Origin of the sequence: Roseibium sp. Sym1, from assembly GCF_027359675.1 — a bacterium.
In the GTDB taxonomy this organism is placed as follows: Bacteria; Pseudomonadota; Alphaproteobacteria; order Rhizobiales; family Stappiaceae; genus Roseibium.
Genome location: NZ_CP114786.1, coordinates 2,613,819 through 2,637,404 on the forward strand (window position 1 = coordinate 2,613,819; position 23,586 = coordinate 2,637,404).

Annotated in this window: 27 protein-coding genes and 1 other RNA gene; 16 read left to right on the plus strand and 12 right to left on the minus strand. The window is 61.9% G+C overall.

All coding sequences use genetic code 11. The features are described from left to right. Window positions 1-15 precede the first annotated feature (15 nt). The 8 genes from O6760_RS11950 to tkt form a co-directional block, all read right to left on the minus strand. Window positions 16-657 carry a thiamine phosphate synthase gene (locus O6760_RS11950; protein ID WP_269585582.1) on the minus strand — a complete coding sequence of 214 codons (642 nt, stop codon included), beginning with the start codon at window positions 655-657 and terminating at the stop codon, window positions 16-18. Between the two features lie 131 nt (window positions 658-788). After that, window positions 789-1,856, minus strand: coding sequence for a class II fructose-bisphosphate aldolase (fba, locus tag O6760_RS11955; protein ID WP_269585583.1), 1,068 nt, complete (start codon window positions 1,854-1,856; stop codon window positions 789-791). A gap of 215 nt (window positions 1,857-2,071) precedes the next feature. Further along, window positions 2,072-2,443 (minus strand): VOC family protein, encoded by a 372-nt coding sequence (locus O6760_RS11960; protein WP_269585584.1) that lies wholly within the window; start codon window positions 2,441-2,443, stop codon window positions 2,072-2,074. Window positions 2,444-2,462: 19 nt separating this feature from the next. Further along, a complete protein-coding gene (locus tag O6760_RS11965) occupies window positions 2,463-3,656 on the minus strand; it encodes a phosphoglycerate kinase (protein WP_269585585.1) in 1,194 nt (397 codons plus the stop codon). A gap of 16 nt (window positions 3,657-3,672) precedes the next feature. Next, a complete protein-coding gene (locus O6760_RS11970) occupies window positions 3,673-4,296 on the minus strand; it encodes a LysE family translocator (protein WP_269585586.1) in 624 nt (207 codons plus the stop codon). Between the two features lie 31 nt (window positions 4,297-4,327). After that, on the minus strand, window positions 4,328-4,516 hold the full coding sequence (locus tag O6760_RS11975; protein ID WP_269585587.1) for a hypothetical protein: 189 nt from the start codon (window positions 4,514-4,516) through the stop codon (window positions 4,328-4,330). 162 nt (window positions 4,517-4,678) lie between these two features. Next, window positions 4,679-5,689 carry a type I glyceraldehyde-3-phosphate dehydrogenase gene (gene gap, locus O6760_RS11980; RefSeq protein ID WP_269585588.1) on the minus strand — a complete coding sequence of 337 codons (1,011 nt, stop codon included), beginning with the start codon at window positions 5,687-5,689 and terminating at the stop codon, window positions 4,679-4,681. A 144-nt stretch (window positions 5,690-5,833) separates the two neighbouring features. After that, the gene (tkt, locus tag O6760_RS11985) at window positions 5,834-7,822 is read right to left on the minus strand and encodes a transketolase (protein WP_269585589.1); all 1,989 of its coding nucleotides are present in this window, start codon (window positions 7,820-7,822) and stop codon (window positions 5,834-5,836) included. Window positions 7,823-8,540: 718 nt separating this feature from the next. Here tkt and O6760_RS11990 point away from each other — a divergent pair. Further along, complete coding sequence (locus O6760_RS11990) at window positions 8,541-8,819, plus strand: DUF4164 domain-containing protein (RefSeq protein ID WP_269585590.1); 279 nt, start codon at window positions 8,541-8,543, stop codon at window positions 8,817-8,819. Window positions 8,820-8,825: 6 nt separating this feature from the next. Next, entirely contained in the window at window positions 8,826-9,206 is a 381-nt protein-coding gene (locus tag O6760_RS11995; protein ID WP_269585591.1) for a cell division protein ZapA, read from the plus strand. A gap of 47 nt (window positions 9,207-9,253) precedes the next feature. On the opposite strand, the gene O6760_RS12000 is transcribed toward O6760_RS11995, so the two are convergent. The 3 genes from O6760_RS12000 to O6760_RS12010 form a co-directional block, all read right to left on the minus strand. Then, window positions 9,254-9,916 carry a hypothetical protein gene (locus tag O6760_RS12000; RefSeq protein ID WP_269585592.1) on the minus strand — a complete coding sequence of 221 codons (663 nt, stop codon included), beginning with the start codon at window positions 9,914-9,916 and terminating at the stop codon, window positions 9,254-9,256. Window positions 9,917-10,042: 126 nt separating this feature from the next. Then, the gene (locus O6760_RS12005; RefSeq protein ID WP_269585593.1) at window positions 10,043-11,440 is read right to left on the minus strand and encodes a radical SAM/SPASM domain-containing protein; all 1,398 of its coding nucleotides are present in this window, start codon (window positions 11,438-11,440) and stop codon (window positions 10,043-10,045) included. Between the two features lie 115 nt (window positions 11,441-11,555). After that, the gene (locus O6760_RS12010; protein ID WP_269585594.1) at window positions 11,556-11,744 is read right to left on the minus strand and encodes a hypothetical protein; all 189 of its coding nucleotides are present in this window, start codon (window positions 11,742-11,744) and stop codon (window positions 11,556-11,558) included. Between the two features lie 404 nt (window positions 11,745-12,148). Here O6760_RS12010 and ssrS point away from each other — a divergent pair. The 5 genes from ssrS to O6760_RS12035 all read left to right on the plus strand — a co-directional run bounded on the left by ssrS (window position 12,149) and on the right by O6760_RS12035 (window position 15,046). Beyond that, a non-coding RNA gene (gene ssrS, locus O6760_RS12015) (6S RNA) lies at window positions 12,149-12,303 on the plus strand. A gap of 46 nt (window positions 12,304-12,349) precedes the next feature. Next, window positions 12,350-12,928, plus strand: coding sequence for a 5-formyltetrahydrofolate cyclo-ligase (locus tag O6760_RS12020; protein WP_269585595.1), 579 nt, complete (start codon window positions 12,350-12,352; stop codon window positions 12,926-12,928). A gap of 14 nt (window positions 12,929-12,942) precedes the next feature. Beyond that, entirely contained in the window at window positions 12,943-13,788 is an 846-nt protein-coding gene (locus O6760_RS12025) for a TIGR00282 family metallophosphoesterase (RefSeq protein WP_269585596.1), read from the plus strand. A gap of 87 nt (window positions 13,789-13,875) precedes the next feature. Beyond that, window positions 13,876-14,622: a YebC/PmpR family DNA-binding transcriptional regulator gene (locus tag O6760_RS12030; RefSeq protein ID WP_269585597.1), complete on the plus strand. Its 747-nt coding sequence runs from the start codon at window positions 13,876-13,878 to the stop codon at window positions 14,620-14,622. Between the two features lie 115 nt (window positions 14,623-14,737). Next, a complete protein-coding gene (locus tag O6760_RS12035) occupies window positions 14,738-15,046 on the plus strand; it encodes a MazG-like family protein (protein WP_269585598.1) in 309 nt (102 codons plus the stop codon). A gap of 33 nt (window positions 15,047-15,079) precedes the next feature. On the opposite strand, the gene O6760_RS12040 is transcribed toward O6760_RS12035, so the two are convergent. Beyond that, entirely contained in the window at window positions 15,080-15,841 is a 762-nt protein-coding gene (locus O6760_RS12040; protein ID WP_269585599.1) for a sulfite exporter TauE/SafE family protein, read from the minus strand. A 181-nt stretch (window positions 15,842-16,022) separates the two neighbouring features. Here O6760_RS12040 and ruvC point away from each other — a divergent pair, with 181 nt between their 5' ends. From ruvC to O6760_RS12085, 9 genes are all read left to right on the plus strand, one after another. Beyond that, window positions 16,023-16,538: a crossover junction endodeoxyribonuclease RuvC gene (gene ruvC, locus O6760_RS12045; RefSeq protein ID WP_269585600.1), complete on the plus strand. Its 516-nt coding sequence runs from the start codon at window positions 16,023-16,025 to the stop codon at window positions 16,536-16,538. Beyond that, window positions 16,535-17,152: a Holliday junction branch migration protein RuvA gene (gene ruvA / locus O6760_RS12050; RefSeq protein ID WP_269585601.1), complete on the plus strand. Its 618-nt coding sequence runs from the start codon at window positions 16,535-16,537 to the stop codon at window positions 17,150-17,152. The genes ruvC and ruvA overlap by 4 nt, the downstream gene beginning before the upstream one ends. After that, the gene (locus O6760_RS12055) at window positions 17,149-17,394 is read left to right on the plus strand and encodes an endonuclease (protein WP_269585602.1); all 246 of its coding nucleotides are present in this window, start codon (window positions 17,149-17,151) and stop codon (window positions 17,392-17,394) included. Before ruvA ends, O6760_RS12055 begins: the two co-directional genes overlap by 4 nt. Continuing rightward, on the plus strand, window positions 17,384-18,424 hold the full coding sequence (ruvB, locus tag O6760_RS12060) for a Holliday junction branch migration DNA helicase RuvB (RefSeq protein ID WP_269585603.1): 1,041 nt from the start codon (window positions 17,384-17,386) through the stop codon (window positions 18,422-18,424). The genes O6760_RS12055 and ruvB overlap by 11 nt, the downstream gene beginning before the upstream one ends. 171 nt (window positions 18,425-18,595) lie before the next feature. Further along, complete coding sequence (locus O6760_RS12065; RefSeq protein WP_269585604.1) at window positions 18,596-20,650, plus strand: methyl-accepting chemotaxis protein; 2,055 nt, start codon at window positions 18,596-18,598, stop codon at window positions 20,648-20,650. Window positions 20,651-20,739: 89 nt separating this feature from the next. After that, a complete protein-coding gene (gene ybgC, locus O6760_RS12070; RefSeq protein ID WP_269585605.1) occupies window positions 20,740-21,207 on the plus strand; it encodes a tol-pal system-associated acyl-CoA thioesterase in 468 nt (155 codons plus the stop codon). Between the two features lie 265 nt (window positions 21,208-21,472). Beyond that, entirely contained in the window at window positions 21,473-22,144 is a 672-nt protein-coding gene (gene tolQ, locus O6760_RS12075) for a protein TolQ (protein WP_269585606.1), read from the plus strand. 3 nt (window positions 22,145-22,147) lie between these two features. Further along, the gene (locus O6760_RS12080) at window positions 22,148-22,597 is read left to right on the plus strand and encodes an ExbD/TolR family protein (protein WP_269585607.1); all 450 of its coding nucleotides are present in this window, start codon (window positions 22,148-22,150) and stop codon (window positions 22,595-22,597) included. 6 nt (window positions 22,598-22,603) lie between these two features. Beyond that, window positions 22,604-23,563 (plus strand): hypothetical protein, encoded by a 960-nt coding sequence (locus O6760_RS12085; protein WP_269585608.1) that lies wholly within the window; start codon window positions 22,604-22,606, stop codon window positions 23,561-23,563. The last annotated feature ends 23 nt before the right edge of the window (window positions 23,564-23,586 follow it).

Genomic DNA, 23,586 nt, shown 5'->3' on the forward strand with positions numbered 1-23,586 from the left:
TCAGCCTCTTGTCGTCTATTCAACCTCTGGAAACGGATAAGCCTCCAGGATGCGGTTGGCTTCCGCGATTGTGGATGAAATCCCGTTACCGGACTGCCACACGGCGTCTTTCAGCGCGACGAAATCCGCACCCGTCGCGGCAACATCCCCGAGCGTGTCAAGCGCGTTGCCGGCCATGGCGACGCACGGGGTCTCGAACAGTTCCGCCCACCAGGCCGCACTCTTGAGGGTCCGGTCATGGGCCGCATCCTTTTCAGGCAGGTCGAGCTTGCCGAAAAAGAGGTAGTCGACACCGGTTTCCGCCCATTCCATGGCGTCATGCTTGAGCTTGGTGCCACCCGTGCCGACGATGCGGTCGGGCTGAAAACTCTCGACTGCCAGCTTCACGTCTTCCAGGGAGCTGTCGACATGAACCCCGTCGGCTCCGCTGCGGCCGGCGGCCTGGGTGTCTCCATAGACGATCGCCGCGGCGCCGCCCTCCTGGATGACGGGCACCAGCACGCTGGCTGCCGCCTGTACTTCCTTGGTCCCGGCGCCGGGCATGTAGATCATCACACAGGCGATGTCGCCGCCCGAAAAGGCCTGCTTGAGCTGTGCAGCCAGGTCGGCCGTGTCAAAGACCGGCGGTGTCACGAGAAAGAGGCGGGGGCGATTCACGTCGGCGATCCTGGTTGATCCGATTGGTAGTAGCGGTTCTTGTCCCTAAAGACGGCGAAAGAGGGACGCAAGGCCCCTCTTTCAATAAAGTGACTGCAACCGGGTGGACCCGGCCGCTGAAAAACCGCGGATCAGGCGATCTTGGGATCCAGTTCGCCGGACTGATACCGCGCTGCCATGTCGGACAGGGTGACGATCTTCTTGATCTTGGAGGCCTGGCCGGCGGTGTTGAACGCTTCCAGGCGGGAGATGCACAGTTTCTGCATGGCGTCGCGTGCCGGCTTGAGATACTTGCGAGGGTCGAATTCGCCCGGGTTTTCGCTCAGGACCTTCCGGATCTGGCCGGTCATGGCCATGCGGTTGTCGGTGTCGATATTGACCTTGCGCACGCCGTTCTTGATGCCGCGCTGGATTTCTTCCACCGGAACGCCCCAGGTCTGGGGCATTTCCCCGCCATACTGGTTGATGATGTCCTGCAGGTCCTGCGGCACCGAGGAGGAACCGTGCATCACCAGATGGGTTTCCGGCAGGCGGCGGTGGATTTCCTCGATCACGTTCATTGCCAGGATCTCACCGTCGGGCTGACGGGTGAACTTGTAGGCCCCGTGGCTGGTGCCCATGGCGATGGCCAGCGCGTCGACCTTGGTCTCGCGCACGAACTTGACGGCTTCGTCCGGGTCGGTCAGCAGCTGGTCATGGCTGAGCTTGCCTTCGGCGCCGTGGCCGTCTTCCTTGTCGCCCATGCCGGTTTCCAGGGATCCGAGCACGCCGAGTTCGCCTTCCACGGAAATGCCGCCGAGATGGGCCATGTCGGTCACGGTCTTGGTGACGCCGACATTGTAGTCCCAGTTGGCCGGGGTCTTGCCGTCCGCTTCCAAGGAGCCGTCCATCATCACCGAGGTGAAGCCGGCCTGGATGGCGGTCATGCAGGTCTGCGGCGCGTTGCCGTGGTCCAGGTGCACACAGACCGGGATGTGCGGGTAGATCTCCACAACCGCGTCCATCATGTGTTTCAGCATGACGTCGTGGGCATAGGCGCGGGCACCGCGCGAAGCCTGGATGATCACGGGAGAATCGGTCTGGTCGGCAGCGGCCATGATGGCCAGCGCCTGTTCCATGTTGTTGATGTTGAAGGCCGGAACGCCGTAGTCGTGCTCGGCGGCATGGTCAAGAAGCTGGCGAAGGGTAATGCGTGCCATCAATTTTCTCCCGAAGGTCCGGATCCCAGGATAACTCGAAACGTCACCTGTGTTGCGGTGCGTCAATCCCCGGTCGTTCTAACAAGATTTTCCGACATGGAAAGAGGAAACGAACCGGTTAAATCAATTAAAATACAAGGGCCTGCCGGAAAATGATCAAGCTTATTTAATTCGATATTCGAATTAAATGGAAGCAAAATTTAACCGGGTCGCGGTTACCGGACCGGCGAACTGATGTCGACAAATGTTCCCGCGGGATCTCTCACAACCATGCGGCGCTGACCGTAGGGCAGGTCGCGGGGCGCTTCGACGATGACGGCGTTCAGCGCGCGGGCGCGCTCATAGACGGTGTCGCAATCGTCGACCACAAAGGTCAGGATCACGCCGGCGGGGGCTTTCTGGGCCCGCACGGGCACGATGTCGCTGGTCTGGTTGAGAATGCCGAGTTCCAGTCCGGGGGTCTCCGGATCGACGAGATTGACGAACCAGTCGGAGGAAAACTGCGGCGTCATTCCGAGCAGTTCAACGTAGAAGGCCGCCGTCACGGCGACCTCCTCGGTCAGAATGTTGGTGAACTGACGCTTCATTCCGGTTCTCCCCGGTTTGTCAGGCTTCGAGCGCCTTCACGCCCGGCAGTTCCTTGCCTTCCAGCCATTCCAGGAAGGCGCCGCCGGCGGTCGAGACATAGGAAAAATCGTCCGCTGCGCCCGCGTGGTTCAGCGCGGCCACCGTGTCGCCGCCGCCGGCGACGGAGTTGAGCTTGCCGGACCGGGTGTTGGCCGCGGCATGCTGCGCGGCCGCCACGGTCGCGGTGTCGAACGGGGCGATTTCAAACGCGCCGAGCGGGCCGTTCCAGACAAGGGTCTTGGCGGTGTCGATCTTGCCCTTGACCGTGTCGATGGACGCGGCGCCGACATCGAGGATCATGCCGTCTTCCGGGATGGCGTCGAGCGCGACGGTCTCGTTGTCGGCGCCCGCCTTGAACTCCCTGGCAACGACGGCATCTGCCGGCAGGACAATCTCGCAGCCCGCCTTGTCGGCAGCGGCCATGATCCTGTTTGCCGTGTCGGCGAGATCGTGTTCACACAGCGACTTGCCGACGCTGACGCCCTTTGCGGCCAGGAATGTGTTGGCCATGCCGCCGCCGATGACAAGCATGTCGACCCTGGAGACGAGGTTTTCCAGAAGGTCGATCTTGGACGACACCTTGGCGCCGCCGACCACGGCGAGCACCGGGCGGACCGGTTCGCCGAGGGCAGAGCCGAGCGCTTCCAGTTCGGCCTGCATCGTGCGGCCGGCATAGGCCGGCAGCAGTCTGGCGATGCCTTCGGTGGAGCCGTGGGCGCGGTGCGCGGCGGAAAAGGCGTCGTTGATGTAGATATCGCCATTTGCGGCCAGGGCCCTGGCGAAGTCCGGGTCGTTCTTTTCCTCGCCGGCGTGATAGCGGGTGTTTTCCAGAAGCAGGACGTCGCCATTCGAAAGCCCGGCGACCGCGTCTTCGGCCGGCTGGCCGATGCAGTCATCGGCGAAGGCAACCGGCTTGCCCAGCAGGCGCGAGACGGCCGGTGCCACCGGAGCCAGGGACATGTCCGCGACGGGTTCACCCTTGGGGCGGCCAAAATGGGCCAGCAGGATGACCTTTGCACCCTTTTCGGACAGTTCGCGGATCGTGGGCAGCACCCGCTCGATGCGGGTTGTGTCGGTGACCTTGCCGCCATCCATCGGCACGTTCAGATCCACGCGGACCAGAACGCGCTTGCCGGCAATGTCAGTCAGATCGTCGAGAGTTTTGAAAGCCATGGATGAGCACCTGTTGTCAGGGACGGGTCGAATTGGTTGTGATAGCGATGCCGATGCCGAAGAGCGTCAGCAGGACACCGAAGGAGCGCTCCATCCAGAGTTTGGCGCGCATGAAGTGCAGCCGGACCGCCGGCAGGGTGAAGAACAGCGTGACCAGGACGAACCAGAGGAACACGCCGCCGGCCATGATCACGCCATAGCCGATCTGGGTCCAGAGCGGTGTTGCCGGAGAGGTGACCTGAAGGAACACGCTGAGCGCGAACATGGTCGCCTTCGGATTGGTCACATTCGTGAAAAAGCCCCAGCGCAAGGCCTTTAGCGGCGGCATTCCGGTCAGCGCACTTTCCGACGGCATCTCTTTCGAGGCCGTGCGGTACATGGTCACACCAAGGAAAATCAGGTAGGCGGCGCCGATCAGCTTGAGCGCGTTGAACAGCAGGATCGACTGGGAGACGATCAGGCCGATGCCGGCAAGGGCGTAGGTTACATGGACGCCGAGCGCCAGGGCGATGCCGAGGGCGGTCATGATGCCGGCAAGGCGGCCGCCGATCAGGGCGTTGCGCAGAACGACGGCGAAGTCCGGTCCGGGCACGATGGCGACGACGATGGTCAGGGAAATGACGGTGAATAGCTCGAGCACAGGGTCTCCGACGGGTCTGGGGTGAGGACGGTCAGGGGTCCAGTTCCGACGGGTCGCGGTTTTTCGTCACGTCGGCGTCGGACGGCTCCATGTCCGGCTGCCAATCCTGATCTGACGGGATGCGCTGCTGCTCCTCCGTGAGATCGGCCCTGTAGAAGTAAAAGCCCACAAGGCAACCCATCGCGAACAACGAACCAAGGATAACCAGAAGCGGGGTCATGGCAGCGTCTCCAGTCTTGAACTGCGCAACTACGGTTCAAGTCTACATGACGATTGCCCTGGACGTAGGTCCGATTTGGATTTCCTGGGACGATTTTCCTGAAACGGCCGGTACTGGCACCGGAAAGGGACGCCGGACCTGTCCGGCGTCCCTTCGGTTTTCCTAGATGAGTTTCGCCATGGCGATGGCCGTGTCGGCCATGCGGTTGGAGAAGCCCCACTCGTTGTCGTACCAGGACAGGATGCGCACGAAGGTGCCGTCCATGACCTTGGTCTGGTCCATGTGGAAGACCGACGAATGGCTGTCGTGGTTGAAGTCCATGGAGACGAGCGGATCTTCGGTGTAGCCCAGGATACCCTTCAGCTTGCCGTCGGCGGCGGCCTTGACGGCCGCGTTGATTTCCTCGACGGAGGTCTCGCGCTTGGCGATGAAATTGAGGTCGACCACGGACACGTTCGGGGTCGGCACGCGGATGGCGACACCGTCCAACTTGCCGTTCAGCTCCGGCAGCACCAGCCCGACGGCCTTGGCGGCGCCGGTGGAGGTCGGGATCATGGACATGGCCGCGGCGCGGGCGCGGTAGAGATCCTTGTGCATGGTGTCCAGGGTCGGCTGGTCACCGGTATAGGAGTGGATCGTGGTCATGAAGCCCTTCTCGATGCCGACGGCTTCATTGAGGACATAGGCGACCGGGGACAGGCAGTTGGTGGTGCAGGACGCGTTGGACACGACCAGGTCGTCGGCGGTCAGCGCGTCGTGGTTGACGCCGTAGACGATGGTCTTGTCGGCACCGGCGGCCGGGGCGGAGACCAGCACGCGCTTGGCGCCGGCTTCCAGGTGCAAGGACGCCTTTTCCTTGGCTGTGAAGATGCCGGTGCACTCCATGGCGACTTCCACGCCGAGCTCGCCCCAGGGCAGGTCCTTCGGGTCGCGGATCGCGGTCACCTTGATCGGATTGCCGCCACCAACCGAGATGGTGTCGCCATTGACCGCGACGTCGGCCGGGAAACGGCCATGAACGCTGTCGTAGCGCAAGAGGTGTGCGTTGGTCTCGACCGGGCCGAGGTCATTGATCGCAACAACTTCGATGTCGGTGCGACCGGATTCGACGATGGCGCGCAACACGTTGCGGCCGATACGTCCAAATCCGTTGATTGCTACCTTGGTTACCATAATCAACTCCCGCAATCTCCGGCGTGCCTGGTCGGGGCCTAAACCGGTTTAAAAGCCACTTAGAGTGGTCACTGAAATAGCACATGACGTGCTCGAAGACCCGGCACCATAGGAGGAAGTCTCGGTGCCGGGAATTGATCTCGATTAAGCGTCGAGCTTTTCCTTGGCGGCCGCGACAACGGCCTCCTTTGTGATGCCGAAATGCTCGTAAAGCTCCTTGTACGGAGCACTGGCACCGAAACCGGTCATGCCGATAAAGGTGCCATCGGAGCCGATGAAGCGTTCCCAGCCCATGCGAATACCTGCCTCGACGGCGATCTTGACCGGGCTGGTGCCAAGCACGGCGGCCTTGTAGTCGTCGGACTGGGCTTCGAACAGTTCGAAGGAAGGCACGGACACCACGCGGGTGGCAATGCCGGCTTCGGTCAGTTCTTCGTGAGCGCCTGCCGCGATTTCGACCTCGGACCCGGAAGCGAAGATCGTGACCGCGGCGTCGTCGTCGCTGTCGATCAGCACATAGGCGCCCTTGGCGCAAAGGTTGTCTTCCTCGAAGGTCTTGCGCAGGGACGGCAGGTTCTGGCGGGTCAGTGCCAGGACGGACGGGCCATTCCGGTTCTCCAGCGACAACTGCCAGCATTCGAGCGTCTCGGTGATGTCGGCCGGACGGAAGAAGTTCAGGTTGGGGATCGCGCGCAGGGCGGCGAAATGCTCCACCGGCTGGTGCGTCGGCCCGTCCTCGCCAAGACCGATGGAATCGTGTGTCATGACGTGAATGACGCGCTGTCCCATGAGGGCGGCAAGGCGGATCGACGGCCGGCAGTAATCGGAGAAGATCAGGAAGCCGCCGGAATAGGGAACCAGGCCGCCATGCAGGGCAATGCCGTTCATGGCCGCGGCCATGCCGTGCTCACGGACACCGTAGTGGATGTAACGGCCCGAGAAATCGTCCGGGGTTATCGGGGCCGTCTGCGCGGTCTTGGTGTTGTTGGAGCCGGTCAGGTCGGCGGAGCCGCCGATGGTTTCCGGAACAACCTCGTTGATGACACCCAGGACCGCCTCGGAGGCCTTGCGGGTCGCCATGGTCGGCTGGTCTTCGGCCAGCTTCTTCTTGTAGTCCATCATCGCCGCGGCATAGCCGGCCGGCAGGTCGCCGCGGTTGCGGCGCTCGAACTCGGCCCGGGTCTCGGCATCGGCATCCGCAAAACGTTTCTGCCAATCCTTGTGGGCGGAGGCGGAGCGCAGGCCGGCAATACGCCAGGCGTCAAGAATGTCGCTGGGAACCTCGAAGGGCGCGTGCGGCCAGTTGAGGGCTTCGCGGGTGCCGGCGATTTCCTCCGCACCGAGCGGTGCGCCGTGGACCTTGGCAGTGCCTGACTTGGTCGGCGCGCCAAAGCCGATGGTGGTCTTGGCGGCAATCAGGGTCGGCCGGTCGCTGGCCTGGGCCTGGCGGATAGCTGCGGAAATGGCGACGGGATCATGGCCGTCGACGCTGAGCGTGTTCCAGCCGGAGGCGGCGAAACGGGCCTGCTGGTCGGTCGAGTCGGTGATTTCGACCTTGCCGTCGATGGAAATGCCGTTGTCGTCCCAGATGACGATCAGCTTGTTCAGTTTCAGGTGACCGGCCAGCGACAGGGCTTCCTGGCTGATGCCTTCCATGAGGCAGCCGTCGCCCGCCAGAACATAAGTGTAGTGGTCGACAAGATCCTCGCCGAAGCGGGTCGACTGCAGGCGTTCCGCGATCGCCATGCCGACGGCGTTGCCGAGGCCCTGACCAAGCGGGCCCGTGGTGGTCTCGATGCCCGCGCCGTGGCCGAATTCCGGATGGCCGGCCGTGCGTGAGCCGAGCTGACGGAAGTTCTTGATCTCGTCGAGGGAGAAGTCCTCGTAGCCGAGCAGGTAAAGCAGGCTGTAGAGCAGCATGGAGCCGTGTCCGGCGGACAGCACGAAACGGTCGCGGTCGGTCCAGTGCGGGGCGGTCGGGTCGAATTTCAGGAATTCGGTGAACAGTACTGTCGCGATATCGGCAGCGCCCATGGGCAGTCCGGGGTGACCGGATTTGGCCTGTTCCACGGCATCGATGGCAAGAAAGCGGATCGCATTTGCCATGCGCTGGTGTTTATCAAGATCGGTCATCTTCTTCCCGTTGCTTGCTCTGGAGCGCCCATACCCGAAGCACAGCGCTCGGCAAGGCAGATTTGAGGTACGTTGCTCAAAAGTTAACTATCGTCAATTTCGATCAGGCGCCAGACAAATATCAGGAACCGCACCCGAGTCAACAAAGCTGCTGTGGTGCAAGGCGACTTCGAATTGCGGAAGAAAATTTCCTGTCACGGGTTAGGATCAGGAGACAATCATTTGGTTGAGAGGGAGCGGCAAACGGCGATGGGCTGCAAGGACAAGCGTGAAAAGCGGGTTTCCTGCCCGGCTCACGCGGATTGATGCAGCAGAGCGAAGCCGTTTCTGTGTTGCTGCGGGACAGGGGGAATGTGTCCGGCCACGTCGTTGCAAATCTTTGGAAACCGGATGGTTTCCAAAGATTTGCGCCTCGTATCCGATCACGCGCACCCCGGCCAATTCAACCGAATGAAAGGCTCATGGCCCCAGAGAATTGAGGATTCTGCCAATGGTGGCATTGACTGAGAGAAGTTGCGGTGCCTAAGCTCGATGCCCTGATAAGGATTTGCTTTTTCGCCGGTATGCAAGCGCTTCGGAACGCCGTTCTGTTTGCACAAGTTTTATGCACGAAACGTCAGGGCGAAAGCGCCAAATCTCCAGTCTGTTGCTTGAAAAGGATGGGCGGGCCGCCGCAAAAACACTTGGGACAATGTAATTAATGGCGGAAGTCGACTGCATGGAAAAGACCAGCCTTGCTGACGCGGTGAGACGCCTGGACCAGGCTGTGGGTCAGCTGGAAACCGCCGTCCAGCGGCGTATGGACGCTGACCGCTCCCTTAACGCCCTGCAGGACGATCTGCAAAGACTGGGCGAAGACAGATCCCAGCTTGCTGCCTCTCTCGATGAAAGCGAAGCCCGCGCCTCCAGGCTGGAAGAAGCCAACAAGGATGTGTCCCGGCGGCTTGTCTCTGCCATGGAAACCATTCGCAGCGTGCTCGACGCGCACGGGGGATAGGTTCGCATGGCTCAGATCACCGTCACCATCAACGGCAAATCCTTCCGCATGGCCTGTGACGACGGCGAGGAAGAGCGGCTCCAGGGACTCGCGGGACGGTTCGACGGCTGGATCAACGAGCTGCGCGGGGCCTTCGGCGAGATCGGCGACCAGCGCCTCACCGTCATGGCCGGTATCATGGCAACAGACCAGGTCTCCGAGCTGGAGCGCAAGGTGGCGCAGCTGGAAGAGGATCTGGCCGAGGCCCGGAAGCAGCAGGTGTCCGCCCTCGACGACATGAGCCAGAACGAGGAAGAGCTTTCCAGGGCGGTCAACCAGGCCGCAGCGCGTATCGAGAGCCTTGCGGACAGTCTTTCCAAGAGCCTCAAATCATCCGAGGCCTCCTGATCCGGCCGCGGCCGCATCTGTCTCGGCGGTCTGACAGTGCCTTTCTTTCAGTTGGTTTCCCGCAAACCGCGCATGATTTCGACAAGATCCTCGAGATCCGGCGGCGTTTCGACCGCCGTTGCCGCAATTGCCGCCGGCGGTAGCTGCGCCAATCGGCTGAATTGTAGCTTTGAGGCGGCGAGCGCGGCGGAAAAGGCCAGGTCGAAGTAACTTTTGCCCGTGTTCGGTCCGGAGGAGACGACTTTCGATCCTTCCGGCGACTTGGGACTGTCCTTGTTGAGCTGACTGTGGGACGGTGCCCCGGGCCCGCAGAGCTTGGGCGAGCCGAGGGACCAGGTTCCGCTGACGATATTGGCCGGCAACGACGACAGCTTCAAATCCCAGGTTGGAACCGGATCGCTGTCCAGATGCAACTCGATCCAGTTCGAGTGCGCGTAGAAGTCCTGGACCGTGTGCAGTAACGCGCCGAAGGAGACCAGCGCTGCGTCGGACCGATTGCCTTGCGTATCAATCGCGTTCCACTCGTCGTCGATATGGCCGATCCCGCCCGGAAAATCGCAGTTGTCGAAGTGGATGAAACTTTTCGTCTGGAAAAGATCCTGCGCGATGTTTGCCGCGACCACAATGCCGAGCTGCTGACTGTCCAAAAGGGTGCCGTTCGCCAATTCGGTGATTTCCCCGTGATATCCGATTTCAAATTCGACCGACATGGGCATCTCTCTGCTCACAAGGGATTGCTGGATGATCCTGCTTTCGCGTGACTTTATGCGGAAGCAGGAAATTTCATTCTTTCAATAAGTTGCGGCATCTTTCGCGTCCGGTTGAACGCGGTTTCCCTAGTTCAGGAAAGGCCCGCCACAATTGGGGTCCTTGGCAAGGTATTTGCCGCTCTGGTTAAACGCGTCGACAAAGCACGACGTCCTGCACATGTGCAGCTTGCTGCATTTTGCGCAGTCCGGATCGATCCGTGCCGGGTCGACGGTTCTCTCCCGGAGCGCCTGAAACGCGTCCCCCTGCCAGATCGCTCTCAGGCCGCTGTCGAAAACGTTGCCGTAGGTGAAGTCCTTGACACCGTGCATCTTGTCGCAAACCGAGACGTCACCGCTCGGAAAGATGGACATGCCCATATTGATCCCGCCGCAGGGGTACCAGTCATCCTGACCCCATTTCCTGGTGGCGTCCTTCGGCGGGTGTATCGTGCAAACGGACATGTATTCATCCCGCTTGGCGAGAACGGCTTTTCGCACCTCAAGGAGTTCACCGGTCGAGATGTTGTCCGAAAGGTTCGCCCCGGAATTCAAGGCTCCGCTTTCCATGTAGGAGATGCCGATTTCAGAGACGCCGAGATCCGCCAGCATGTCTATCATGGGAACGATCAGATGCCGGTTTTTCGGTGTGAGCACGCATTTGATGACGACGCGGATTCCGCTGTCGACGAGGTGCTCGATCGCTTTCAGGACCTTTGGAAACTGCCCTTTGGACCGGGTGATTTCGTCATGAAGCTCCGCATTCGGGGCGTCGAAGCTGATCGTGATTTCCTTCATGCCGGCGGCGGCCAGGCGCTGGGCATATTCGGGGCTTGTGCCGATGACGGTGCCGTTGCTCGTCATTGTCGGGATCATGCCACGGCTCAGGCCACGCTCAATCAGCTCCAGCCAGCCCTTGAATATTGTGGGCTCTCCTCCTGTCAGTCCCAGAAAGACGACACCCCAATCCGCGGCTTCATCGACCAGGCCCAGGCATTTGTCAAAGGTCCACATCTTGCCGTCCGGCTGCAGCAGGTCCTGGTAGCAGTAGGAACAGTTGAAGTTGCACTTGAAGGTCAGCGTGATGTTGATTCCGGCCGGGACAGGCCATTGGCCGTAGGTGGCATTTGCGATGGCCGCGTCGTCGCCGGGATAGAGAAAATCGCTGGGGGACAGACGGGCTTGAGGCATGCTGTCCGGTGCCGCCGATCTGGGAACCTGTTTCACAAATACCTGAAACTGATCGATAAACCGGGCAATGCGTGGCTCTGCGTCTGCTGGGGGAAGCCGGAAGGTCGAGCCGAAAAGATAGGAGATTTCCGGTAAGGTATAGGTGCCGTTGCAGAGGCTGAGGAAGAAAGCCTCGGAAGGGTGAATCATGCGGATCAGCGACGGATGGTGGCCATGCACCAATGCGTAGCCGTTCATGGGTTTGAGGTAGATGCCATCCTTGAGTTTGGGGGCTGGCAGAGCTTGCTGATAGGTCATGGCGTCGCTTCCCTGGGCTTTTGCCGGTCGAACTGCCGGATCTTCCGTCTGGCTGAAGAGGGGTCGGAGTGGAAAGAAAGAATGTCCGGCGCTCGTCGCGCCGGACACCAGGATTTCAAAGCGGTTGAACCTGGATGCAGGTCGAAAGAATGTTCCAGCACCCCGACTCGCAACTTGCTTTCTCCGCACCGCTGGACAACCTCTTGGCACGGGCTTCGGCGCGATCTGCTTCGGCGCGAAGTTGTTCCGCCAAGCCTTTCAGGTACTCAGGCGTGTGGAGAAGGCCCGGTTTGTCATCTGCCATGAGATATTCCTCTCTTTTTTGGACATGTTGCAAAAAAGGCCGACAGCGCATGCCTCAAAAAGCATTGCCATTTGAGTGTATTAGAAACAATGTCGACCACAAGTTGCATATTGTGAATTTGATTCAAATTTATCAACAATATAAAATATTCGCTCGAATTGATGAATCTACTTAGGCCTACAAACTTTTGTTTGAAATAATTATGCTTTTTCGTAACTAAGTATGATTTCGTATGTGCCTATTTTTTATTTAATTACCTCTTGGTAAGGCATGATCCGAATGCATCGCGGCAAAGGCCGAAAACCGGACAGGTCTTTTTCGGGGTGAGCTTTCTGAAGCGGTTCGTTTGTGGCGAATTCCATGCCGCTCTGGTAATTGCGGCGAGGCCGGATTATATGCGGTAGTTGCGGCTGCCCGATACGTCAGGAACATTATCCCCGGGGCCTTACGCATTCCTTCGGGAGCTGTCCCTGCGCTGGGCCGTGGTCCGTTGCATACGGCGCCCACCTACATTGTAGGTTCTCCGGGATTGCAGATCCAACGGTCGGGCGGCTGCGCATTTCCTTCCGAAAGAGAGCGGGCCGGTAAATATTGTTTGAGGGCCCATGATCGATCCTGTTTCCACAGCAGATGAAAAAGCCGCATTGCGCAAGGTGGTCCTGGCGCGCCGGAAGGCCATGCCGGTCACGGACCGTATCGAACGCAGCCTCGCGCTGGTCGATCACGTCGACGACTTGCCTCTGCCGCCAGGGGCCGTCGTCTCAGGCTTCTGGCCGATCCGGGACGAGATCGACCCGAGGCCGCTGCTGGACAGGCTCCGCCAGAAAGGTCATGTGCTTTGCCTGCCGGTGATGGTCGGTCCGAACCTGATTTTCCGCCGTCTGGACCGCGACACCGAGCTGGTGCCAGCCGGTTTCGGCTGCATGGAACCAGGACCCGAAGCGCAGGAGTTGCGCCCCGACGTCCTGTTGATGCCGCTGGCCGGGTTCGATGCCCGCGCAAACCGCATCGGTTACGGCAAGGCCTTTTACGACAACGCGATTGCGAGCCTTGAAAAATCAGGTCCCCTGGTGCGCATCGGCCTTGCCTTTGCCATTCAGGAGGTTGACCGCGTGCCCGCGGAAGCGCATGACAAGCCCTTGAATGGAATCCTGACCGAACGCGGATACCGCGCGTTCGACTGATCCCGCGAGGACTTATGCGTATCTTGTTTCTGGGCGATCTGGTCGGCCGTGCCGGCCGGACCGCCGCCATCGAGGAATTGCCCGGACTGGTCGAGGACAACCAGCTGGATTTCGTGATTGTGAACGGCGAAAATGCCGCTGCCGGCTTCGGGATCACCGAAGCCATCCTCCAGGACGTGCTGGACGCCGGCGCCGACGTCGTGACCACGGGCAACCACGTCTGGGACCAGCGCGACACGCTGGTCTATATCGAGCGCCAGGACCGGCTGTTGCGGCCGGTGAACTACCCCGCCGGCACGCCGGGGCGGGGCGCGCATCTTTATACGGCCCGCAACGGGGCCCGGGTGATGGTTGCCAATGTCATGGGCCGCGTCTTCATGGATTCGCTCGACGACCCGTTCGCCGCCATCGACAAGGCGGTCAACGACTGCCCGCTCGGAGACGTTGCCGATGCCATCATCGTCGACATGCATGCCGAGGCCACCAGCGAGAAACAGGCCATGGGCCATTTCCTCGACGGCCGGGTGTCCCTCGTGGTCGGCACGCACACACATGTGCCGACGGCGGATCACCAGATCCTGGAAAACGGCACCGCCTACATGTCCGACGCCGGAATGTGCGGTGCCTATGACAGCGTGCTGGGCATGGAAAAGGACGAGCCGGTCAACCGGTTCCAGCGCAAGATTCCCGGATCCCGTTTCACGCCGGCAGCCGGTGATCCCACGGTTTGCGGGGTCGCCATCGAGACCGACGACCGCACGGGCCTTGCGGAACGGATCGCGCCGCTTCGGATCGGCGGGCGGCTGGAGCCGGTGCTGCCGCCGTTCTGGAACGGTGGCCAGGCTGCCTCGAGCCGATAATTTCGCCGAACTGGATTTTCAGAGCCAACTTGCCTATAAGCGGCGCAGTTTTTCACCGACATCATCCGTAGAGAGCCGAGAAGAGCCATGGCAGGCCATTCAAAATTCAAGAACATCATGCACCGCAAGGGCCGCCAGGACGCGGCCCGTTCCAAGATGTTCTCCAAGCTGTCCAAGGAAATCACCGTCGCGGCGAAAATGGGCGATCCGGACCCGGACGCCAACCCGCGCCTGCGCCTGGCCGTCCAGAACGCCAAGGCCCAGTCCATGCCGAAGGACAACATCCAGCGGGCGATCAACAAGTCCCAGGCGGGCGATGCAGAGTCTTACGAGGAGATCCGCTACGAGGGCTACGGCCCAGCAGGCGTCGCCGTCGTCGTCGAGGCCCTGACCGACAACCGCAACCGCTCCGCGTCCAACATCCGCTCCTATTTCACCAAATGCGGCGGATCGCTCGGCGAAACCGGGTCGGTCTCCTTCATGTTCGACCGGGTCGGCGAGATTGTCTACAAGCCGGAGGCCGGTGAAGCCGAAGCTGTGCTGGAAGCCGCGATCGAGGCCGGTGCGGAAGACGTCCAGTCCGACGAGAACGGTCACACGATCTATTCCGCCTTTGAAGACCTCAACGAGGTCGCCAGGGCTCTGGAGGACGCGTTGGGCGAGGCGGACTCCACCAAGATCATCTGGAAGCCTCAGAACCTGACCCCGGTCGACGCCGACAAGGCTCAGACCCTGATGAAGCTGATCGACATGCTCGAAGACGATGACGACGTCCAGAACGTCTACGCCAATTTCGACGTCGACGAGGAAACCCTGGCGGCGCTGGCCTCCTGACCGGTTTCTGCCCGGCCTGACTTCTAAAACCCCGGCCCGGCCGGGGTTTTTTATGCGGCATCTTTCTGTCGTCCGCGAAGACGAAAGAGAAGTCCGGACTGATCAAGGAAGCTTCATGTTCAATATCTACGACCTGACCCAGAAGGACCCGAAGACCCTGCAGGAACGGGCGCTGAAACTGGCCGAGGAAGCGGGCGAGCTGGCGCAGGCGGTGCTGTCGGCGACTGGTGCGCCGGGCAGCGGCTACAAGAACCGGACGCTGGCCGATGTCCGCGAGGAAGCCGCGGATGCGGCGATCGTTGCGCTGAGTGTCCTGGCGCAGGCCTGCGACAGCCGCGAGGAGTTCGAGGCCGAGCTCGATCGCCTGATGGCGGAAAAATGCGCCAAGTGGCAGGAGAAGCTAATCGAGCGCTCGTCGGGATAAGATCGTCCTGGAGTGCTTTGCTGCAGGAACCGACTACCGGAACAGCGGGTCGAGGGCGGGCATGCTGGTGAGTGCCGCGAGCGCGATCAGGCCGTAGGCGAGCTTCCGGTAAAGCGCGGGATCGGCCTTCCTGAAACCGTTCGATCCGAGATAGATCGCGAGCGCGTAGACGGGGACCGCCACGAACAGCAGGTGGAACACCTTCACGGTGAAGAAGCCGTTGAGGACATAGGCCGCGAAGGTGCCGATGCTGGCCAGCGCGAAGAACACGATCAGGTTGGCCCGCACGATGGCCGGTTCCCTGGCGCTGGACAGCCAGAAGGCGACCACCGGCGGACCCGAGACCTGAGAGACGCCTCCCAGGACACCCGCAACGGCACCGACAGCGAAGGAAACGGGCCTCGTCGGTTTGCTCCGGTAGCGCCAGCCCGAAATCAGCAGCAGCAACAGTCCGGTGACAATGGCGAAGATGAACCAGCGCAGAGCAAGCACATCCGTGTTGGCCAGCAGCCAGGCGCCGGACTGAACGAAAATGACCGCGCCGATGACGGCCGGGAGCACGGTTGTCCAGTCGCACAGTCTCAGGGCGCGGATGACCAGGGGCAGGGCGACAAGCCCGTCGATGAACAGGAAGGCGGCGGCGGCCGTCGACGGCAGCATGACGCTCGTTGCCACCGGCATGAAGATCATGCCCGCGCCGAAGCCGGCGAAACCGCGCACGCAACCGGCAACGAACAGGACAGCGGCCAGAAAGGCCAGGAGGTGCGGTGGAAACGAGTTGAAGATGTCGAACATGGGCTTCGCGGGAAACGGGGGAGCCGGACACCGGCACGCGCAGACTGCGCCGGAAGGCAGGGCAAGAAGGTCGAAAAACGCCCGGGCACTTGCCTGATTGGGCATGTTATGGACAGGCTTTCCGGTGGTAAGCCGCGCTTTGTCTGGCGTCAACGGGGAAGTTTTGTTACCGATTTGTTCCATGACACACGCGATTCGATTGCTGGGCATCGACCCGGGACTGCGGCGCACCGGCTGGGGCATGATCGAGGCGGCGGGAAACCGGCTGTCCTTCATTGCCTCCGGTACCGTGACCTCCGACAACAAGAAGAGTCTCGCCGAACGGCTGGTCGAGCTGCATCACGGCCTGAGCGAGGTCGTGCGCGGGTTCGAGCCGGCGGAAGCCGCTGTCGAGCACACGTTCGTCAACAAGGATGCGGGCGCGACGCTCAAACTCGGGCAGGCACGCGGCATCGCGCTGCTGGTGCCTTCTCTCGCCGGACTGCCGGTCGCCGAATACGCGCCAAACCTGGTCAAGAAAACCGTGGTCGGCACCGGCCACGCGGAAAAGGAACAGATCCGGGCGATGGTCAAGGTGCTGATGCCGCGGGCAACCTTCAACAGTGACGATGCGGCCGACGCGCTGGCGATCGCCATCTGCCACGCCCAGCACCGGGCCAGCGGCGCGGCGCGGCTGGCGGCAATGGGGGTTGCATGATCGGAAAACTCAAAGGCACGGTCGACAGTTACGGCGAGGATCACGTGATCCTGGACGTCCACGGTGTCGGCTACCAGGTGCATTGCCCCTCGCGCATCCTGCAAGGCCTGCCACGAGCGGGGGAAGCCGCGGTGCTGTTCATAGAGACCATCGTGCGCGAGGACATGATCCGGCTCTACGGTTTCTCGGCCGAGGCGGAACGCGAATGGTTCCGCATTCTGATGACCGTGCAGGGGGTGGGCGCCAAGGTTGCGCTCGGCATACTCGGGATCATGAAGGCCGGCGACGTCGCCAACGCGATCGCGCTTGGCGACAAGGCCGCGATAACCCGTGCGCCGGGTGTCGGCAAGCGCGTCGCCGAACGGATCGTTTCGGAACTGAAGGACAAGGCGCCGGCCCTTGCGACCGTCGACCAGGGTACGATTGCCGTGTCGCAGAATGTCGCCGACAATGTCGCCGCGCGGCCGGTTGCCGAGGCGGTTTCCGCGCTGACCAATCTGGGTTATGCCCAGGCACAGGCGAGCGGGGCTGTCGCAAAGGCGATGCAGTCGGCCGGCGAGGAGGCGACGACGGAAACGCTGATCCGCCTGGGGCTGAAGGAACTGTCAGGATGATCGCCGTTACCTATGCCGTCATCGCGATTGCCTTTGTGGTGCTCGGCATCGGCGGCATCATGTATCTCGACCACCGTTTCAGCCAGGCGGTGGGCGACCGTCCGTTTTCCATCAACGGGCGCCGGATCGAAACGGACGATCCTTTCGTTTTGCGCCAGTACAAGAAATTCTATGCACTTCGGGTGGCCTATTCCTTCGCTCTTCTGGTGCTTCTGTTTGTGGTCGTAAGCCATGTCGGATGACAGCCGTATCGTGACGCCGGAGATCCGCGGCGATGAAATCGACAGCACCATGCGGCCGCAGGCGCTGGACGAATTTGTCGGCCAGGCGCAGGCGCGCGCCAATCTGAAGGTCTTCATCGGCGCGGCCAAGGCGCGGGGCGAGGCGCTGGACCACGTGCTGTTTGTCGGCCCGCCGGGTCTTGGCAAGACAACCCTGGCCCAGATCATGGCGCGCGAGCTCGGCGTGAATTTCCGGGCGACCTCCGGTCCGGTGATCGCCAAGGCCGGGGACCTGGCCGCACTCCTGACAAATCTGGAAGAACGGGACGTCCTGTTCATCGACGAAATCCACCGGCTGAACCCGGCCGTGGAGGAAGTGCTCTATCCGGCCATGGAGGATTTCCAGCTCGACCTGATCATCGGCGAGGGGCCGGCGGCTCGCTCGGTCAAGATCGATCTGGCCAAGTTCACCCTTGTGGCGGCGACCACCCGGCTCGGCCTCTTGACGACGCCGCTCCGGGACCGTTTCGGCATACCGGTCCGGCTGCAGTTCTACACGGTCCCCGAGCTGGAACATATCGTCAAGCGCGGCGCGTCCATTCTCGGCATCGGCATGGCCGAGGACGGAGCGCATGAAATCGCCAAGCGATCGCGCGGCACGCCGCGCATTGCCGGGCGTCTGCTGCGCCGGGTGCGTGATTTCGCCGTTTTTGAAGGCGCAGAACGGGTGGACCGTGCGCTTGCCGACAAGGCGCTGCTGCAGCTTGAGGTCGACAGCGCGGGCCTCGACAGTCTCGACCGGCGCTATCTCAACCAGATCGCCGTCAATTTCGGCGGTGGACCTGTCGGCATCGAAACCATCGCCGCGGCCCTGTCGGAGCCAAGGGATGCCATCGAGGAAATCGTGGAACCCTATCTGATCCAGAATGGTTTTCTGCAACGCACGCCGCGCGGCCGGATCCTGACGCCGATGGCCTTCGAACATCTGGGCCTTGCCGCACCCGCACGTGCGGATGCACCGCAGATGGGCCTTTTTTCGGACCCGGACTAGGGATTCCAACGCCTGGCAAATACAAGTCATCCGAAACTGGCAGGGCCTGCTCGATAATTAAGCATTTATTGGCGAATACAGCCGTATTGTCCCGTTAACTATGTGGGGGACACCATGCGGAAGCGGCTTTCTTCTAAACTGGCTTTGATGTTTCTGGCGGGCGCACTGACAATGTGCGTTGCCATCGTGACTGTGACTTCGATCATTTCCCGGGACGTTGCCAACGGGCAGGCGGATGCCGGGCTGCAAAGTGCGACCAAGGCCAAGCAGAAGGTCCTTGAACTGTCGCTCGGGCAGGTCAGGGACAGCGCGGCCTTCTTCGTGACCCTGGAAGGGGCCAAGGACAGCCTGATGAAGACCATGGTCGGCTGGAAGAACCTGAAGGAGGGGCAGACCGGGCTTCTCCGCAAGATCTTCGTCGACGACAATCCGCACCCGGCGAACGAACGGCATCTCCTGGTGGAGCCGGCCGAGTCCAACTACTATGTGAACAATCACAAGGTCGTTCATCCGATCTATCAGGATCTGATCGGACAGGGGTTGTTCTCGGATGCGGCGCTCGCCAATCCGGACGGTTACCTCACCTATACCTATCGCAAGGGACCCGAATTCGGGTTTCACGTGGATGATGCGCAGATCGCGGGTCATCCGGTCCAGGTCGCCATGGGCAAGCTCTTCGCAGCCCTGAAAGCCGATACCCTGGCCGGCGGCCAGATCTATTCCTCAGGTTTCGTGACATCCGATGACGGTTCCGTAAGCGCGGTGCTGGCGGCGCCGGTCTTCTATCTCGACCGGTTCTTCGGCGCCGTCGCCTTTACCGTGGACATGAAACACCTGGCCGGGCTCCTGAACGAAAAGTCCGGACTTGGCGAAAGCGAGCAGGTTTTCCTTTCGGATTCCTCGGGCAAGCTGGTGCAGCTCGGTGCGGACGGTGAGGTTGCCGCGGTGCATTCCATCGCCGACATTCGCGTCGATGACCGCCTGATCCGGCTGGGCGACGGGGACTACCGGTTCGCGGAGGCAAGCAATACCTTCATCGACGCGCCCTTCGGGGTGGTGGAGGCGGTCAAGCAGACCGAGCTGTCGGCGGCTGCCGACCGGATCACCTATGGCGCGGTCATTTCCGGGTTTCTCTGTCTGGTCCCGATCGTCGGCCTGATCTGGTGGGTGACCCGGCGCATGTTCGCTCCCATGGAGCGGCTTTCCGTGGCGGCGCGCAAGATTGCCGACGGCGACCTGGAAGTCGGTGTCGAGGCAACCGAGCGGCTGGACGAGATCGGCCGCATGGCCCGCTGCATCGAGGTCTTCAAGGACAATTCGATCGAGCGGGAGCGCCTTGCGGCGGACCGCAAGAAGGGACACATCGCCCGCGAGGAACGCGAAAAGCTGATCGATTCGCTGATCGCCGCGTTCCGGGCCGAATCCCAGACCGTGCTCGAACTGGTGGAAACCAACATCGCCCGCGTCGAGGACGTGTCCTCCGCGCTCAACGCACGCTCCGCCTCCGCTTCGGAACAGGGCCAGACGGCCGTGTCCACCTCTGAAAACGCGTCTTCCAACGTGCAGGCGGTTGCCTCGGCGACCGAGGAGCTGAACGCTTCCATTTCGGAGATTTCCCGGCAGGTGGAAACGACAGCCTCGATCGTGGCGCAGACCACCACGGCGGCGCAAAGTTCCAACTCCAAGATCTCCGGCCTGGCCGAAGCGGCCAACAAGATTGGCGACGTTGTCTCGCTGATTTCGGAAATCGCCGAGCAGACCAATCTGCTGGCGCTGAATGCGACCATCGAGGCGGCCCGTGCCGGTGACGCCGGCAAGGGCTTCGCGGTTGTTGCCTCGGAAGTGAAGTCGCTGGCCGGCCAGACCGCCAAGGCAACCGAGGAGATTTCCGCCCAGATCGCGGCGATCCAGGCATCGACAACGGAGGCGGTCGACGAGATCGCACGGGTGTCGGAATCGGTCGAGGAGGTCAATTCCTACACCACGACCATTTCCGACGCCGTCCAGCAGCAGGGCGCGGCCACCGGCGAGATCTCGCGCAACGTGGCCGAGGCCGCGGACGGCACGCGCAGCGTGGCCAACACGGTTGCATCGCTCAACGAGGGCGTTGCGGAAAACTCCCAGGCGGTCGGCGACATGCTGACGGCGACGATCGAGATGAAGCAGCAGGCCGAACATCTGCGGGCCTCGGTCGAGAAATTCCTCTCCGAGGTTGCAGCCGCCTGACGGCGATCGTAGGTATGGGCAAGTCAGGCCGTCCGGTTGCCGACCGGGCGGCCTTCTTTTTTGGGTCTCAGGAAAGCGGGGATGTCGTCGTGTCTGACTGGCCGGATCTGTCGGGTCGCCTGGAAGAGGGCGGCCATGTGCTGCCCGTCAGGGTCTATTACGAGGACACCGACTTTACCGGCATCGTCTATCACGGGGCCTATGTGCGCTTTTTCGAGCGGGCCCGCTCCGACTTCCTGCGCCTGATCGGCATTCATCACAGTGATATGGCATCGGGCGCGCATGGGGTTTCGCTGGCCTTTGCCGTGCGGTCCATGACACTGGACTTCCAGAAGCCGGCCCGGATCGACGATGTGCTGGAAGTCCGCACGAGCGTCGCGGAGTTCAGGGGCGCGCGCATCGGGCTCGGGCAGCGGATCCATCGGGGCGGTGATTTGCTGATTTCCGCTGCAGTGACCGTTGCGGTGATCACGTCCGAGGGGCGGCCGACGCGGCTGCCGCTTGTGCTGGCGGAAAAACTTCAACGGCATGTGCCTGGAGAAAGCCCCGACAATTGAGGGCCTTGCGCGGACCTGGGCGGTCCTGCCGGCCGTCCTCAGGAAAATAGTTACAACTCCATTACCTGCGTTAATCTTGCAGTAACCTTAATTGATTCCTTTAGAGAGGGGCGTTCTTTGAATGGAAACGTCCCAGTTTTGACAAAATCAAACGTCAGAGAGGCGGCTGGTTACATTATCCGGCCTCCTGATTCCGGGTCCATCCTGACGCTTTCGGAACCTGGACTGCACATCAGTATCAGACGGCCTAGGGGTCTTAATAAACATGGGTGAACATACGTTTCTCGATCTGTTCTGGCAGGCGCATATTGTCGTGAAGGTCGTCATGGCCGGCCTGATCTTCGCATCCGTATGGTGCTGGGCGATTATCGTCGACAAGTTCATGCTGGTCGGGCGCACGCGGCGGCAGATGAACCGGTTCGAAACCGTGTTCTGGTCCGGCCAGTCCCTGGAAGAGCTCTACAACACGCTGCACAACCGGGTGAACCATTCCATGGCGGCCCTGTTCGTGGCGGCGATGCGCGAGTGGAAACGCAGCCATGAAGGCGCGCGTCCGGCCATCGGCAGCCTGCAGCAGCGGATCGACCGGGTCATGGATGTCACCATCCAGCGCGAGGCCGAGCGGCTCGAGAACCGGTTGCTCGTGCTGGCGACCGTCGGCTCGGCGGCGCCCTTCATCGGCCTGTTCGGCACGGTCTGGGGCATCATGACCGCCTTCCAGGCGATTGCCGCTTCGGAAAGCACGAACCTAGCCGTGGTGGCTCCGGGCATCGCCGAGGCACTGTTTGCGACGGCGCTGGGTCTGCTGGCGGCGATCCCGGCCGTGATCGCCTTCAACAAGTTCAATTCCGATGTCGGCAAGGCGGTCGCGCGGATGGAAGGCTTTGCCGACGAATTCTCGGCCATCCTGTCGCGCCAGATCGACGAGAGGGGCTGAGCCATGGGCATGCAAGCCGGATCCGCACAGTCAGGCGGGCGCCGCGGCCGGCGCAGGCAGCGCCACGCGCCGATGAGCGAAATCAACGTGACGCCCTTCGTCGACGTCATGCTTGTGCTTCTGATCGTGTTCATGGTCACGGCGCCGCTGCTGGCCGTGGGGGTTCCGGTCGATCTGCCGGAGACCCAGGCGCAGCAGCTGACCGGGGACAATGAACCGATCACGGTCACCGTGAAGGCGTCCGGCGAGATCTTCATCTCCAAGGAGGCCTACGCGCTCGAGGACGTCGTACCGACACTGGAGGCGATCGCGGCCAATGGCTACGACGAACGCATCTACGTGTTCGGCGACCGCAATGCCAGCTACGGGACCATGATGCAGGTGATGGGCCGCATCAGTGCTGCCGGTTTCAAGCGGCTGGCGCTGCGCACAGAGGATGAACGGGACTCGTAACGCACCATGCGCGCAGGTCTCATCGCGTCACTGTCCGGACATTCGGCAATCCTTCTCTGGGGCTTGATCGCCTTTCCGGGCGCGGAGCGCTTTCCTGAACAGGAAGAGCAGCCTGTCTTCATCGACATGGATTTCGCGACGCTGGCCGAAAAGACGGAGATCCAGGTCGGGGACCGGGAGGGGGATATCGAGGCGCCGCCGGCGCCGAAACCGCGTGAAGCGGAACCGGCCGAGGAACCGCAGCCGGCCGAACAACCGGCACCGACGCAGGACACGGCCGCTCCACCGCCGCCGCCTCCCGCGCCCGCACCGGCCCCTGCACCCACACCGGCGGCCGAGCCCGAGCCGGCGTCGGCACCGCCGGCGGATGCCGAGCCGGTCCCGGCACCGGAGCCGGAACCTGCCGCGGAGCCCGAGCCCGCGCCGGAACCCGAACCGGTGCAGCAGGCCGCGCCGCTTCCGAACCAGAAAATCGCAGCGGCAGTGAGCCGGTCCAAGCCCACGCCGCCGAGACGCACGCCGGAGACGGACCGGAGCAACTTCGATGCAAATGCAATCGACCAGCTCCTGAGCAAGGAAAACGGAGGCTCCAGCGGCCCGTCCTCGCAGCAGCCCGCTTCCGTCGGTGATCAGCGTGGCGTGCAGCATGCCGGCCTGACGGCGAACGAGAAGGATCTCATTCGCCAGATGATCCAGGAACGCTGGAACAAGTTTCCCGACCAGTATCCGCCGGACATGAGGATCACGTACCAGATCAAGTTTACCCCGCAGGGCAAGCTGGCCGGGGCGCCGGTGCTTTTGAACACGTATCCGGATCCCCGTTTCCAGTCGCTGGCGGACTCGGCCAAACGGGCGATCTACCAGGTGGACAACGAGGGAGGCTTCACCATCCTGCCGGCGGACAAATACGGCGGCGCCAACGGCTGGAATGAACTTAAGTTGTCGTTCGATCCGAATTTTTCCTAGGATCGGGTGCGAGACCGGAATGA